We start from the raw sequence: 13,845 nt of genomic DNA, 5'->3' as shown, positions 1-13,845 counted from the left end.
CGCCCCGCGCCGGTCGACAGCCAGTGAGCCCCCGCCTCCGGGGTCTCGAAACTGACAGGGGTGGAACTGATCTCGCGGGTGGGACTTACTTCTTCGGCGCCGGGACGGTGCCGTCGGTGGTGTCGACACCGGTGGTCTCGATCTGTTCCTTGCGGACGGCTTCGGTGACGGCCTGCTGATCGGTGACCTGTTCGGTGGCCAGGCGAACCTTCTCGACGCCGACGATGTCCTTGTCGACGTGGACCTTGTCTTCCATCAGGGTGACCTCGATGGCGTCCTCGCCGATGGTCGCGCCATCGACGGAGTCGCCCGGCTGCAGGGGTTCGCGGATGACGCGGACCTCGTCGTGGGACACCGGGACGTTGACGGTCTGCTGCTCGGTGACGACGTACTTGCGGATACCTGCCTTGCCGGCGGCGGCCTGGTTGGTCTGGTATTCGGTCTCGGTGCCGCGGTCGTAGCTGGAGTCGGCGCCCAGGTACTGCTGGTAGTAGCGGAACAGCGCGTCGGACTCGTCGTTGTCCAGGTGATCGGTATCAGACACCGCCGGGGAGTCCTTGACGACGTCCTTGGTGTAGGGAAGCACCAGGTCATCACCGTTGAACGAGGCACCGTAGAGCGGGGCGAAGCGGTCCTTGCCGAACATGCCGGTCTTGAGGGTGACCCAGTCCGGGACACCGCTGGTGTCGTTGACGTAGACCTGCTCGACGGTACCGATCTTGTCGCCGGCGGTGTCGACGGCGGTCTTGCCTGCGTAGGCCTCGGGGCCCTGTGCGTTGGTCATCTCGTTGACTACTTCCTTCAAGAGTTGCTGCTACCCGCCGACCGGGCAACCGACCGGTGAACTACCGGGAATTGATGCAAGAAAATGTTGCGCTGCAACGGGTTACCGATCGCAGCGGTCAGCGGCGGGCGGCGCTGGATCCCGGACGCGTATCGCCGCTGGTTGCCTGCTTGACCTGGTTGGCGGCCTGTTGCGCCTGCTCCTTGACGCTGGGAGCGTTCGCGGCGTGCTGTTTGATCTTCGGGGCCTCTTCCTCGGCCTTGGAAAGGTAGGTCTCCCACCGGGCCTGCATCGGCTTGATCAGTCCGCCGCCGGCGCCGACGATGACGGTGCCACCGATGATCGCCAGGATGGTGATCAGCACCGGAGTGGTCACGGTCGTGGCGACACCGATCTGGTTCAGCGCGGCGACGACACCCAGGAACAGGATGAAGATGGAGGCGATGTTGGCCAGGGTCTTGCCGTAGGACAATCCGCCGAGGGTGCCCTGGATCAACGTCTTCACACCGGCAGCGATCGCGGCGGCCACGATGACGATGATGATCGCCACGACCAGCGCGGGGATGAACGCGATGATCTTGTAGATCAGGTCGCTGATCGGGTTCGGACCGAACACCCCGAACGCCAGCTGCAGGACGAACAGCACCAACGCGTAGTAGATGATCTTGCCGATGATGGTCGAGGCGTCGTAGTCGCTCTTGGCCAGCGCCTTCTTGATACCGCCACGCTCCACCGCCCGGTCGAAGCCGACCCGCTCCAGGATCTTGGCGACGACCTTGGCGATGGCCTTGGCGATCAGCAGACCGATGATCAGGATCAGCAGGAACGCCAACAGTTTCGGGACGAACGTGATGACCGACGTCAGGCCGGCCTTCAGTGAATCGGACACAGGGGGATCTCCCTCAGGGATGACAACGTGGGCGGCACCCCCGGTGGGAGGCTCGCGTTTACTGGGTAAACGACACCACACATTCCCGGAATTTACAAGGTAAACAGCGAACTGCGAGAATACCTGCGCTGTGTGGTCAACGACTACTGAGCGTGATCGACGAGTGGCACCGGTGTCGTGCGATGCGTCGTCGGCGTATGAAGGTCGTGTGCCCTGTACATCGGGGGCTCAAGCATTTACGTTGTAAATAGATCGGTAGCGGAACCACCGACGCAGATCAGTCGTCCTGCGGGCAGAGGATTTCTGCACATCAGGCTCCAATGACGACAACTGCAGATGAGAAGTGAGGTGTCGTGAACACCAAGATCGATCCGGACAGCCCCCGCGGCCGGGGCAGCGCCGCCGCGGTGCTACCCACCGCCGCGCCCGGCGCCGGCGCCGGCCCGGGCAACCTGGACCGCCGCACCATTCTGGGCGGCGCCATCGCGATGGTCGACCGGGACGGCCTACGCGGGCTCACCATGCGCAAGCTCGGCGCCTACCTGGGTGTGGAGGGCATGGCGCTCTACCGTTACGTCGCAGGTCGCGATGCCCTTTTGGACGGCATCGTCGAGGTGGTCATCGACGAGCTCTACGGAGATCCCGATGTCCACCTGCACTCGGATGACTGGGCGGACTACCTGCAGCGGCTGGCCCACGGCATCCGGCGGATCGCGCTGGCCCACCCGCAGCTGTTCCCGTTGATCGCGACCCGCCCCCCCGCCGCGCCGTGGGTGCGGCCGCCGCTGCGCAGTCTGCGCTGGATGGAATCGTTTCTGCAGAACTTCCGGGACTGCGAATTTTCCGACCGCGCCGCCGTCGCCGCCTACCAGGCCTTCTCCAGCTTCCTTCTCGGCCACCTCCTACTGGAGGTCTCCGCCCAGGGCGCCGACATCGGCCCCGTCGATGACGCCGACCCCGGCACACCCCAGACCAGCGACCTCGACGGCTACCCGCTGTTACAACATCTCAAACCACTGCTGTCGGAGAATCGTTCCGCTGAAGTCTTCCAGAGCTCACTGGGGCTGCTCGTCGCGCACCTGGAAACTCTCGGGAAAAATTAGTCGACGCACGGGTGCAAAAGCCTTCGGGCCGTGTAACAATCGCATTTACGACGTAAACGGCGGCGGCGGCCGACCGGGAGCGTTCCCCGCCGGCCACCCGGCCCGCGGAGCATCGACACGTGGAAAGGTTCACCACCATGGCTATGGGAGACAGGATCAAGAACGCCGCCGAGCAGGCTGCGGGCAAGGCCAAGGAAACCACCGGGAAGGCCACCGGCAACGAGGACCTGCAGGCCCAAGGCCAGGCCGACCAGGCCTCCGCCGACGTCAAGCAGACCGGCGAAAAAGTCAAAGACGCCGCCAAAGACGTACTGGGCCACTGACCCGGCCGATCACGCCGCCGTCGAACCGGTGGCGGGGCCGCGGTGGGGTGTTCCGCCGTGCCCCACCACCATCGCAACCGCGCCCTGTCGAAAGGACGAAAAACTGATGGTCGGACTACTGAAAAAATTCGGCTGGATCGGCGGCCTGGCCGCCCTGGCCCGCACCCCGCAAGGCCAGAAGGTCATCGCCAACGCCAAGACCTACGCCGCCGACCCGGAAACCCGCCGCAAACTCGCCGCACTTCGCCACAAGGCCACCACCGGAACCGGTTCCTGACCGGCGCATCTGCCCGCAGCCGCGGCCAGGAGGGACAAAGAAGCTCCAGAAGGCACAGAAGACGGTCACCCTCGTGCCGATGCGGCCACGGATGCGGCCCACCCCCAACGGCTGGCCGTCGAATCAGCGGCCGAAGAGGCCGAGCAGCAACAACGCAAACACGCCGACGCTTAAGCCCAAGCGCAACAGGATCAGCTGACCGTCGAAGGGGAGCGAAAGCACCGGGCAAACCGGGGGGTGTCGGGAACAAGGGTGGGCAGTTTCGTGGCCACCTACGGGCAATTTTTCATGGCCGCCGAGACGCGACTCGCCCCTGGAGTTGATGGACCGGATCAGGGCGATGTTGCCGGCTCAGCAACTACGAGAAGTGCGCATGTTCGGTGTGCTGGCTCTGATGGTCGACGGCGCCATGGCAGTGGTCGTGCACAAAGATGGCAGTCTGCCGTTCGCATCGATTCAGCCGAAGATGCCAACTTGCTCGCAAAGCCTCACGTATCCCGTGCGCAGATGGGAACAGGTCGCTCGATGGGCGAGGGATGGCTTTCGGTGAGGCGACCGGGCTGCGCAAAGACCCGGCCCTCGCGGACTGGCTCGCCGCCGCCACCCGCAACCTCGCTCAGCGCAAGCCCGGGCACTCACGAGCCCGCCGATACCCTGCCGACGAACCGTGGAACCGCTGCCCGGTCATCGATCAATCAACGGACGGCGTAGTGGCGGCGATTGCGTCACGTCGACAGTGCGAACACGATCGGCTTCGTTTCGAAGACGACGGCGTGCGCGGGGTCCGGCCTGCGAGCGGACGAGGCCAAGGTAGTGCTCGTGGAACGCCTGCAAAGCGTCGACGCTGTACGTCTTCGTCGGAGATTTTCGGCCGGGGTGTGCGCAGCACACGTGAAACGGCCCCTGTGCACGGGTGTGCGCAGGGGCCGTTGTGGGGATGGCTTCTACTTCACGGTGATGCTCGTGGTCAGTGCGGTGTCGTGCTCGTTGCCGCCCACGACCAGTTTCCGGGTGCCCAGGGCCTTGGTCCAGCCCGAGACGTCAGACCAGTACTGCAGCTGGCGCACCGGCACGCCGATGGTGACCCACGTCGAGGCACCGGCGGCGAGGTGGACCCGGTCATACCCGGCGAGAGCTTTCGGCGCGAACTGGACACCTGCCGGCACTGTGCTGGGCGCGCCGAGGTAGACCTGCGGCACCGCATCCCCGGCGACCGAGCCGGTGTTGGTCACCTTGAAGCTTGCTCTGAGCCCGCCGTCGGCTGCGGCCCTTGAGACGTCGAGGTCGGAGTACGAGAACGACGTGTAGGACAGGCCGTAGCCGAACGGGAACAGCGGCGTCTCGTTCGCTGAGTCGTAGAATCGATAGCCCACGTCGATGCCTTCGGAGTACGTCGTCTTACACACACTGGAGGCGTGGGGACCGCCGCCTCGAGGCCCGCAGACGGCGCCGGTGGTATCGACGCCGTTGGATGTCCGCTCTGGGTGAGCCGCTTGGTGCGCGACCTCCTGGTCCAGGGTGGTCGGCCAGGTGAACGGCAACCGTCCGGCCGGGTTCACCCTGCCCAGCAGTACTTCCGCCTGTGCTACACCAGCCTGGTCACCCCCGTACCACGCCTCTACGACCGCCTTGACCTTGGACAGCCATGGCATCGCGGTCGGCTGGCCGGATTGGAGCACCACGATGGTGTGGGGGTTGACCGCTGCGATGTCGGTGATGAGCTGGTCCTGGTTGTCCGGCAGTGGGGCGGAAAGGTCGTCGCCGCCGGTGTTCCAGGCGAAGACGACTGCGGTCTTGGCTGCGGCCGCAGCAGCAACCGCAGCGTCGTGGTTGGCCTGCTGCATGTGCGGGGTCACCCAGTTGAGGCGGATCTGCACCGGACGCCCGGACACATCAGGGGTTTCCACGATTTTCAGAGTGTGGGCGCCGGCGCCCAGCGGCACGAGGGTGCGGCCGTTTGCGAGGCCGTCCGTGGTCGCCGTCGGCGCGTTGCCATCCGTCGGGTGGACGACGCCGTAGCGGGGGGTGGGCCTGAAACCGGCGCCCACGGTCGTCAGCGTGTTGCCGTCGACCACCAGAGCGCCAATGGCACCCAGGGACTGGATGTTCAGCCAGTACGCGCCGGCCGTGGTGATATTGAGGTCACCGGTCCAGCTGTAGGTGCTCCCGGCCCGCAACGCGGCGCCGTTCGTTGAGGTGAAGTTGACCTGCGGGTCACTGATCGTCGCACCGTGGCTGTCGGTGCGGGTCAGGCCTGGGTGGCCGTTGGTCGTGAAATACGAAGCCGGGATCGGCGCACCGGTCAGCTCGTCGGCGACCGCGTAGGTGAGGTGCGCACCGGTGCCGGCCGTCTCCGCTTTTATCGTGGCCAGCGCCGAAGGCTGCTGACTGAGCAGACCACCGGCCGCTTCGCCGCCGCTGTTCGTGGCGATCGTCTGCCCGGCGCCGGGCCCGATGACCGTAAGCGAGGACAGGTCGTGGCTGGTCAGCGGAAGCGCCGAGTCGTCGTTCTTCAGCAGTGTCGCTGCGTCCTGCGCCGTCTTGAGCACGGTGGCCTCGTCGGCAGCGGTGTTCTCCGCGGTGACCGAGTGCTTGGAGGAACCGGTGAGCAGGCCGAAACGGTCCATCTCGTAGAGGATTCGGCCGACAGCCTCATTGACCCGCGACAGCTGGATCGACCCGGTGGCCAGAGCGTTCTTCAGGGCCGCCATGGTGAAGTACGTGCCGCCCGGCATCTCCATGTCCACGCCGGCGTTGAGGTTCGTGGCGCCGTAGGTGCCGTGCCAGTCGGACGTGACGAAGCCCTTGAAGCCCAGCTCGTTGCGCAGGATGTCGTTGAGCGTCTGGGAGTTGTCGCAGGCCTGGTAGCCGTTGATCACGTTGTAGGAGCACATGACCGACGAGACGCCGGCATTGACTGCGTCCGCGAAGGGCTGCAGGTAGATCTCGTGCAGCGTCTGGGAGTCGACGGTGACATTCATACTGCCGTCATAGGCGATGTAGTGCTTGACCTGCGCCATCACGCCCTGGCTTTGGATGCCCTTGATCTCCTGCGCACCGGTCTGCCCGGTCAGTAGCGGGTCCTCGCCGAAGGTGTTGAACCCGCGGTCCCAGCTGGTGTCGCGGTCGATATTGACGAACGGCTCGAGGACGACGTCCTGGCCCAGGGCACGTGCATCCCGGCCGATCGCGACGCCGTTGGCCCTGGCATCGGACTGGCTGAACGTGGCCGCGACGCCCATCGTCGCCGTCATCCCGGTCGAGTCCTGCCGGGTGATCACCCCGGGGGGGGCCGTCGCTGAGCTTGAGCGAGGGGATACCCAACCGCGCGATGCCGGGCAGGTAGCCGGCCTGGTACTGATCGTGCGGGCCGGCCACCTCGGCCTGCCCCTCGATCATCGTCAGCTTCTCGTCGGTGGTCATGAAGGCCAGCAGCCCGTCCACCCGCGCATCCCCAGTTACCGCCGGCGGCGTCGAGGTACCGGCGATCGCTGGGCTGGCGGCGCCCAGTGACGAGCACGTCACCAGGGCCGCCGCCGCGGCGGTCACCGCCACGGCCGACCTCACTCTCCGCGCCGACCTGCTGCGGGCTGATGCCCATTTCCTGCTGTCCACTCAGATCTCCTTCACCACTCAACGCCGCACTGCCCCACCGCAACGTCCGAACCGGACGCCGACTTCGCGCCCGCGTGGGAGGGGCCTGCCGCTGGAAACCAATTCCGCCGGATCCGGCAGAACTCCACGTGTCGACACAATGCCGCACATGACGTCTGCGTACGGTAGAGCAACGGCACAATGCCGTCAATGCAACATATTGGCCGGGTCTGTGGGGGATCTCAGACAATGCGATATCACCGGAACCGTCTAATTGTGGTGGTGAGTCGTTACGATCGATCCATGGCAGAGATCATCCGAACGCCGCGCACTGACGCCCTGGTGCTCGACGTGCTTGGCCGGCACGGGGAGCTGGACCGGACGGCTCTCGCGCAGCTGACCGGCCTGGCGCGCAGCACGGTCACCGACGTCCTGGTCCGGCTCGGCCGGCAGGAGGTCATCGTGCAGCGACCGGGCACCGGCGGCCGCGTCGGCCGTCCTTCGGGTGTCGTCGCGCTCGCCTGCCCGCCGGGTGTGATCGGCGTCCTGGCCCTGACCAACGGCGTCTTGCAGGCAGCTGCGGTCGGCTTCGACGGGACGATCCACGCCACCCGCAGCGTCGAGACGGTGCTCTACGAGCTCACCGACGGGCTCGTGAGGCCGGGGACCGATCTGCTCGAGGCCGCGATGAGCAAAGGCGACATCCCGCGCGGGCAGCTGCGCTGCGCCGTCCTTTGCGTGCCTCTGCCCCTGTCAACGCGGGGCGGCGTGCCGCACCGCGACCGGACGCCGCCCCCGCAGCTCACCACAAGGATGCACCAGCTGCCCCAGTGGCTGCTCACTGATCCCGCGCGCGCGCTGGGCGAGCAACTAGGTGTGCCGGCCTGGGCCGAAAACGACGCCAACCTGGCCGCACTGGGCGAAGCCGCCTTCGGCGCCGGCCGCGGCACCGACGATCTGATCTACCTCAAAGTTGTCGTCGGCGTCGGCGCCGGACTGATCCTCGGCGGCCGCCTGCACCGCGGAGCAGGCGGCCTCGCCGGCGAGCTGGCCCACCTGCACGTCAAAGAAGACGGCCCCGTCTGCGTCTGCGGAGGCCGCGGCTGCCTGATGACGCAGTTCAACTCGCCCCGGCTGGTCGACCTCGTGCAGTCCGCGCATCCCCAGACACTCACTCTCGAGGACGTGCTGGCGCTGGCAGATAGCCGGGATCCAGGCGTCCTGCGGGTGCTCGCCGACCTAGGTCGCCTCCTCGGCCGCTCGCTCGCCGACGCCTGCGTCTACCTCAACCCCTCGCAGATCATCGTGGACGGCCTCCTAGGCGGCGCGGCCGACCCCGTCATTGACGGCATCCGCGAGATGGTGCAGCGCTATCTTCAACCACTGGCCGCGACGGGCCTGACCGTCGTACGCGGTCACCTGGGAGCGAACGCCGAAATCCTGGGCGCCGTCGCCCTAGCCCGGCTCAACTACCGCGACCCCGCCCTCGCCGCACCCTAAAGCGGAACGGTACCGGCCAACCGCACACCCCGACCAGGCACAGGCTGGTCTCACCTAGCTACCCAGCGGCGGGTGTCGGCGGCGGCCAGGAAGGGGTGCGCCACCGCGCTGGCCCGCACCGCGCCGCCACGTCACTGGACTTCACCCTCGGATTCGCCATCGGTCCTGCTTCGCCCGGAGCACGCAGCGGTCGAGAAACGACGCACCAACCACGCACTCACATCACAGGCGTAGACCCGCAGTGACAACTCCACCAACGGATCTGGTGACAACTTCACGAAGCTTCACAGCGGGAGCCGCAAGGGACCGCGTCCCACATCCCGTATCCAAAGGATGTGGGACGTGCCCGCTGCAGGCGCACATCCTCAACAGATCAGGCTGTTCGACCAAAATGGGCAGACACGAATAGCTCAAGATATATCATGACTACATCAACAGAAGGGTCGCCCTATGAAAGGTCACCACATGAAAGATCATGACGACGCACACCATCACTACGGCGGAGAATCCGACCATCAACACGGGGAGCACCCGCGCGGCGGTGGGCGCGGCAGCGGGCGTTTTCGCGTTCAACGCGGCGACGTGCGCATCGCCACCCTCCTACTCCTTGCGGAAAAACCGATGCACGGCTATCAGCTCATGCAAGCCATGGAGGAGCGCACAAGCGGTGCGTGGCGGCCCAGTCCCGGCGGCATCTACCCGCTGATCGCGCAACTCGAAGATGACGGCCTCGTGACGACGACCGCCGCGGGTGGCCGCAAACTTGTCACGCTGACCCCGGCTGGCCACGCGCACATCCAAGAGCTTCGCCCGACGTGGGCTGACCCGTTCGCCAACGCCGACGCCAGTCACGGGGGCCCGGACCTGCGCGGCGCCGTGCACGACCTGCACGGAGCAGGCCGCCAAATAGGGATGATCGGCACCCTCGCGCAGCAAGAAGCGGCGATCGTCGTCATCCGCGAGGCACGTCGCGCCCTCTACCTCATCCTTGCCGAAGGCCAGCAGTGACCAGCGGGGGCGTCACCTCGACCGCGACCGTGACAACACCCGACGCCGCCCGCTACGCGAAACAGCTGCTCTCCCACCTCGCCCGCAAGGCCCAGGTGCGACACGACGACCGCGGCGACGCACTGCAGCTCGCCGGAGGCGAGTGCCTCCTACTACCCGGTATCGATGCTCTCAGCCTCGTTGCCAGTGCACCGACCCCCGCTGCGCTTGAGACCATCGAACACATCATCGGCTCACACCTCGAGCGCTTCGGGCAACGCCACGAGCTCACCGTGACGTGGTTGAGCACCCAAGCGTGATATCCGGGTGAAGGCGCCGCTCGACGAGGCCGCCGACGATTACCGCGCCGCATGGATGAACGGTGTGATCAAAGTTCTGCTGCGTCGCTGACGCCTGACACCAACCCGGAGACTCCATGAAAGTGCACACACCGAACGAAGCTGGCAACGTCGCCGGCGACCCGCCCGCGGCCAGCCGTTTTCGGTATGCGCGCGCGCTGGCGCCTCTGGGCATCGTGTTCCTGGCGACAGGGTTCGCGAAGGCGTTGGCAGGGCCGTTCCTCACACTGTTCCTCATTACTGCGGCGCACGCCGGGCCGTTGCCAGTGTCGGTGTTCCTGATCGCACAACCGTTGTGCGGAGTCGCTGCCTCCTCCATGATGGGGCGCTTGTCCGATAGACGTTTCGAGCGTCGTCACGTATTGCTGGTCGCTGCCGTCGGCGGGGCGCTGGGGGCTGCGTCGTTCGCGTTGGTGCGCGACTACTGGCTGCTGCTCCTGCTGGGCTGCACCGTTAACGCACTCGCGGGCGCCGTCATGCCGCAAGGGTTCACCTACGCACGCATGGTCCTCGCGGGCGACCCCGATGCACCGATGCTGACCAGCACGCTACGAACGTTTTTCTCCCTCGCGTGGGTCGCGGGCCCCCCTCTCGCCGCCGCACTGCTCGCCAGCGGCGGATTCGCCTTCGTCTACGGCGCCGCCGCGATCTTGTACGTCGTGGTCGCCGCAGTGGCAGCGTTCTGGCTCGGGAACGCGGGGGGAACCGGGCGCAACGCGCCACCCCACTCCAACAGCGAGAACCGGCCGGATGCACCGCGCCGCAACCTCTGGCTCACCCTGATCGGCCTCGTTGTCATCCAGAGCTCAATGACCGTCAACGTCCAAGTGCTACCGCTACACATCGCGCAAAACCTTCACGGCGGAGTAGACGCTGCCGGTCAAGTCTTAGGTTTCTGCGCCGGCCTTGAAATCCCAGCGATGCTCGCCTTCGGGTACCTGTCCAAGCGCTTCTCGCTGCGCGGGCTGATCCGGCTCGGGCCGCCGTTGGGCGCTGCCTACTACCTCCTCGCTGCAATCTCCACGCAGGTCTGGCAGCTCGCGGCAGCACAGGTGCTCAACGCCTGTTACATCGCGATCGTCGGCGGCCTTGCCATCAGCTACGTGCAGGAACTACTGCCGAGCCAGCCGGGACGCGCAACAACGCTCTACAGCAACACCTTTCCCTGCGGCGCGATCCTCGCCGGTCCCCTGATGGGATTGGCCATCGGCCACAGTTACCGACTGCCGTACATCTCCGCTGCCGGACTTTCACTGGTCGGTCTCGCGCTGATAGTCGCCGGTTCCGGTCCGCGTCTCCATCTCCGCGGCCAGACTTTCACTGGTCGGTCTCGGGCTGATAGTCGCCGGTTCCGGTCCGCGTCTCGTTAACCGGCGCGAAGTGACGGTCGTGGGGCTGCCGCTCGGCGCACTCGAGGGAGGGTGACTTCAATGGTCACGTCGCGCCCTGCCTCCGCCGACACGGACCGCAAACAGCCCGCCCGCCTGCCTACAGCGGCGCTCTCCCGCGGGCGACGCGTGCCCTCCCCGAGTATCGGGACGGGGATTTCGGTTTCAGAGGCAGGCCGCAGGTGGGGTGCAACTACCGAACGTCAGGTGGTGATCTGATGCAACCGACCTTGCCGCATGTCGAGGTCCATCCGGTTGACATCCTCGACGACACCCACCGGCTCAAGAAAAGCACTGCCTTTGGGCAGCTCCAGCGATAGCTGCTGCTGGCGGAGCCACCTTTTGGTAGCCGAGGGCGACGAAATGTTGGATGTGTCGGCGACGTAGCGGCTGCTGCCGGCGGTTGCCCCGTCGGGGATGTGCAGCAGGTGCTGATAAGGCGGCGGCGGTTTCGGCGACGCCATATTCATCCGCCGACCGGCGGTAGACCGGGGTAGCAGGCCCATCCACAATTGGCCTTCGATGATGAAAATGCACCACTGCCTTTCTCCGGCTGATCGGGCAGTGGTGGGGTCCGGGAGCGCCGCCTTGGACAGCAACATGGCCCTGCGGTTGCGGTATGTGGGGTCTTCATATTTCGCAGGGCTTGAGCGTGGTTGCCGCCCGGCGTGATGCGCGGGTACAGGCGAATCGTATCCGGCGTTTCTGGTTGACCGGGTTGGGTCCTACGATGCACGGGTGACATCGCCTGTGATTCCACGCCCGTCACGTCATAGCCCGGCCGGGCTGTCCGCGGCCGGCCGCCTTTGGAACGGGCTGCTGGCTGGGGTGATCGTCGTGGCGGTGACGGTGCAGCTGGCAATGGCGGTTCGCGGTGGCGACGGGGACGCCGCGTTCGCCGCTGGTGATCCCAGTGCGCTCACCCGCGTCATCCGGTTCTTCAGCTACTTCACCATCCAGAGCAACATGCTGGTCCTGATCACGTGCGTGTGGCTGGTCCTAGACCCAATGCCGTTTAGTTAAGCTGCGGTCCTGTTGAAGACGTAGATTTCTGGTGGATCGTCGTATTTGATGATCTTGTGGTGGTCGTGTTTGACGTTGGTGTTGCGGGTGGTGATTCTTCGGACCACTCGGGGGCAGGACCGGTAGCGACGTTTCGGTAGTTTCTCGGCCTGGATATCATGGAGCATTTCCCGGTGGGCGTTATCAAGTCGTGAGGGGGGAAAACGCAGCCTGGTTGGAAACCTGGCTGCGGATGATGTTGATTGTTTTGGTGAAGGAGTACCGGTCGGGGTCGGCGCCGATCTCGTCGGCGGCTTCGGTGATGAACACGTGGGTGGCGTAGTGGGTGATCAGCAACGCCCAGATCTCCTGTTTCACCAGGTCCGGTGTCCGGGACCGGAGCAGCCGGGTGGCGTTGAGCTGGTGGGTCTTGACCTCGTCGAAGACCAGTTCCTGTTCCCATCGTTGCTGGTAGAGCGCGGCCAACGATTCGGCCTGCGCCTCCGAGTAGTTCAGCAGGGTGGTGATCAGGCGGATCGTCTGGGTTTGTCCGCGGTTGGTGACCATGTATTCGATGACCCGGACCGGGATGCGGTGGGCGTCCACGTTCTTCGGGGTCCGGGCCGTCTTGGCGGCGGCTTTCATCTTCGCCGGCAGCAGCTCGGAGCGGAACGACCCGTCCGGGTAGAGCTGCAGGACCGGCAGGTCCAGGTTGTCGGAGATCCGCCACAGCAACTGCGCGCCATTGGCGGCGGCGATGGTGAACAGGTCGTAGGAGTAGAACCCGCGGTCGGCCAGCACGATCATGTCGTCGGTGAAGGCATACGACAGCCGTTCGGTCAACGCTCGCTCGGAGATTTTGATCGCGTCGAATTCGGCGGCGACGCTGGCGTGGGTGCCGCACTCCACCAACGAGACGATCCGAACCTGCGGGTAGGCGCTCTGGTTGGGTTTGCCGGGGCTGTGATGCCCGAACTCGGCGGCGTTGACGTCGGTGTCCTGGACGTCGCCGACGGTCCCGTCGATGGCCATCACCCGCCACTGCTGATACCACGCGCCGACGGTGGCGCGGCTGGCGATCGGGACGCACACCCGGTCGAACAGATCGGCCATCACCTGATGCCCCAGCCGGGTCCGGGCCTGGGAGATCGCCGACGAAGTGGGCACTTTCCAAGTGGCCTGCCAGATCCGTGAACCCCGCTAACCGTTCGTCAGCTTGCGGATGACCTCGTCGTAGCCGTCTGCGGTGAACAGGCACATCGCCAACACCAGATACACGACCACCCGAGCCGGCAGCAGCCGGGACCGGACCTCACGGCGGTCGGCGCGACCGATGACCTCGTCGACGGTGTCCCGGTCGATCAGCCGGGTCAGCACACCCACACCGATCACATCGGTCAAACGACCGGAGGCCCCAGCAGCGATATCGAAGTCACTCACACCACATATTGTGCCACGCCCACGATGACATCAACTAATGGCTCCAAGATGGCTACCACGCCATTCTCGGTCACCATTCAATTAAATCACCAGGACCGGAACGGGCCTTTTTCCGAGAGATCGCTAACTTAAGGCTCTTGTGACGTTCTCGTGGGTGGTTTGACCCCTGGTTGTGGGCGACACACCGGGCTGCGTATAG

Annotated in this window: 12 protein-coding genes and 1 pseudogene; 8 read left to right on the top strand and 5 right to left on the bottom strand. The window is 65.7% G+C overall.

What is annotated here, in order from left to right; translation table 11 throughout:
* Nucleotides 1-85: 85 nt before the first annotated feature.
* Together H7F38_RS04800 and H7F38_RS04795 are read right to left on the bottom strand one after the other, a co-directional pair.
* On the bottom strand, nt 86-784 hold the full coding sequence (locus H7F38_RS04800; protein WP_187093088.1) for a DUF2382 domain-containing protein: 699 nt from the start codon (nt 782-784) through the stop codon (nt 86-88).
* A gap of 118 nt (nt 785-902) precedes the next feature.
* Nucleotides 903-1,673: a hypothetical protein gene (locus tag H7F38_RS04795; protein WP_187093087.1), complete on the bottom strand. Its 771-nt coding sequence runs from the start codon at nt 1,671-1,673 to the stop codon at nt 903-905.
* Between the two features lie 353 nt (nt 1,674-2,026).
* Here H7F38_RS04795 and H7F38_RS04790 point away from each other — a divergent pair, with 353 nt between their 5' ends.
* The 3 genes from H7F38_RS04790 to H7F38_RS04780 all read left to right on the top strand — a co-directional run bounded on the left by H7F38_RS04790 (nt 2,027) and on the right by H7F38_RS04780 (nt 3,376).
* Nucleotides 2,027-2,776: a TetR/AcrR family transcriptional regulator gene (locus tag H7F38_RS04790; RefSeq protein WP_222618455.1), complete on the top strand. Its 750-nt coding sequence runs from the start codon at nt 2,027-2,029 to the stop codon at nt 2,774-2,776.
* 137 nt (nt 2,777-2,913) lie between these two features.
* Nucleotides 2,914-3,099, top strand: a complete 186-nt coding sequence (locus tag H7F38_RS04785; protein ID WP_187093086.1) for a CsbD family protein — start codon at nt 2,914-2,916, stop codon at nt 3,097-3,099.
* A 106-nt stretch (nt 3,100-3,205) separates the two neighbouring features.
* Nucleotides 3,206-3,376, top strand: coding sequence for a hypothetical protein (locus H7F38_RS04780; protein WP_187093085.1), 171 nt, complete (start codon nt 3,206-3,208; stop codon nt 3,374-3,376).
* A 944-nt stretch (nt 3,377-4,320) separates the two neighbouring features.
* On the opposite strand, the gene H7F38_RS04775 is transcribed toward H7F38_RS04780, so the two are convergent.
* Nucleotides 4,321-6,630 (bottom strand): glycoside hydrolase family 3 protein, encoded by a 2,310-nt coding sequence (locus H7F38_RS04775; protein ID WP_187093084.1) that lies wholly within the window; start codon nt 6,628-6,630, stop codon nt 4,321-4,323.
* A 643-nt stretch (nt 6,631-7,273) separates the two neighbouring features.
* Here H7F38_RS04775 and H7F38_RS04770 point away from each other — a divergent pair.
* The 4 genes from H7F38_RS04770 to H7F38_RS04755 all read left to right on the top strand — a co-directional run bounded on the left by H7F38_RS04770 (nt 7,274) and on the right by H7F38_RS04755 (nt 11,186).
* Entirely contained in the window at nt 7,274-8,470 is a 1,197-nt protein-coding gene (locus H7F38_RS04770) for an ROK family transcriptional regulator (RefSeq protein WP_187093083.1), read from the top strand.
* Between the two features lie 465 nt (nt 8,471-8,935).
* Entirely contained in the window at nt 8,936-9,478 is a 543-nt protein-coding gene (locus H7F38_RS04765) for a PadR family transcriptional regulator (RefSeq protein ID WP_222618454.1), read from the top strand.
* Nucleotides 9,475-9,777, top strand: coding sequence for a DUF2218 domain-containing protein (locus H7F38_RS04760; RefSeq protein ID WP_222618453.1), 303 nt, complete (start codon nt 9,475-9,477; stop codon nt 9,775-9,777). Before H7F38_RS04765 ends, H7F38_RS04760 begins: the two co-directional genes overlap by 4 nt.
* A gap of 116 nt (nt 9,778-9,893) precedes the next feature.
* Nucleotides 9,894-11,186 carry a sugar efflux transporter gene (locus H7F38_RS04755; protein ID WP_187093081.1) on the top strand — a complete coding sequence of 431 codons (1,293 nt, stop codon included), beginning with the start codon at nt 9,894-9,896 and terminating at the stop codon, nt 11,184-11,186.
* A 221-nt stretch (nt 11,187-11,407) separates the two neighbouring features.
* On the opposite strand, the gene H7F38_RS04750 is transcribed toward H7F38_RS04755, so the two are convergent.
* Entirely contained in the window at nt 11,408-11,806 is a 399-nt protein-coding gene (locus H7F38_RS04750; protein ID WP_187093080.1) for a hypothetical protein, read from the bottom strand.
* Between the two features lie 136 nt (nt 11,807-11,942).
* Here H7F38_RS04750 and H7F38_RS04745 point away from each other — a divergent pair, with 136 nt between their 5' ends.
* On the top strand, nt 11,943-12,227 hold the full coding sequence (locus H7F38_RS04745) for a hypothetical protein (RefSeq protein ID WP_187093079.1): 285 nt from the start codon (nt 11,943-11,945) through the stop codon (nt 12,225-12,227).
* Between the two features lie 183 nt (nt 12,228-12,410).
* Here the strand turns inward: H7F38_RS04745 and H7F38_RS04740 are convergent.
* Nucleotides 12,411-13,655: pseudogene (locus tag H7F38_RS04740) on the bottom strand (IS4 family transposase).
* Nucleotides 13,656-13,845: the final 190 nt, after the last annotated feature.

This window comes from Nakamurella sp. PAMC28650, assembly GCF_014303395.1.
Lineage (GTDB): Bacteria > Actinomycetota > Actinomycetes > Mycobacteriales > Nakamurellaceae > Nakamurella.
The sequence above is the reverse complement of the archived record's forward strand: the minus strand, read 5'-3'. Positions and strand labels throughout refer to the sequence as shown.

Bases quoted from the DNA above. Each gene is read 5' to 3' on its own strand.
- H7F38_RS04765 (WP_222618454.1), top strand. From the start codon at position 8,936: ATGAAAGATCATGACGACGCACACCATCACTACGGCGGAGAATCCGAC.
- H7F38_RS04755 (WP_187093081.1), top strand. From the start codon at position 9,894: ATGAAAGTGCACACACCGAACGAAGCTGGCAACGTCGCCGGCGACCCG.
- H7F38_RS04770 (WP_187093083.1), top strand. From the start codon at position 7,274: ATGGCAGAGATCATCCGAACGCCGCGCACTGACGCCCTGGTGCTCGAC.
- H7F38_RS04800 (WP_187093088.1), bottom strand. From the start codon at position 784: ATGACCAACGCACAGGGCCCCGAGGCCTACGCAGGCAAGACCGCCGTC.
- H7F38_RS04780 (WP_187093085.1), top strand. From the start codon at position 3,206: ATGGTCGGACTACTGAAAAAATTCGGCTGGATCGGCGGCCTGGCCGCC.
- H7F38_RS04785 (WP_187093086.1), top strand. From the start codon at position 2,914: ATGGCTATGGGAGACAGGATCAAGAACGCCGCCGAGCAGGCTGCGGGC.
- H7F38_RS04775 (WP_187093084.1), bottom strand. From the start codon at position 6,630: ATGACGGCGACGATGGGCGTCGCGGCCACGTTCAGCCAGTCCGATGCC.
- H7F38_RS04750 (WP_187093080.1), bottom strand. From the start codon at position 11,806: ATGTTGCTGTCCAAGGCGGCGCTCCCGGACCCCACCACTGCCCGATCA.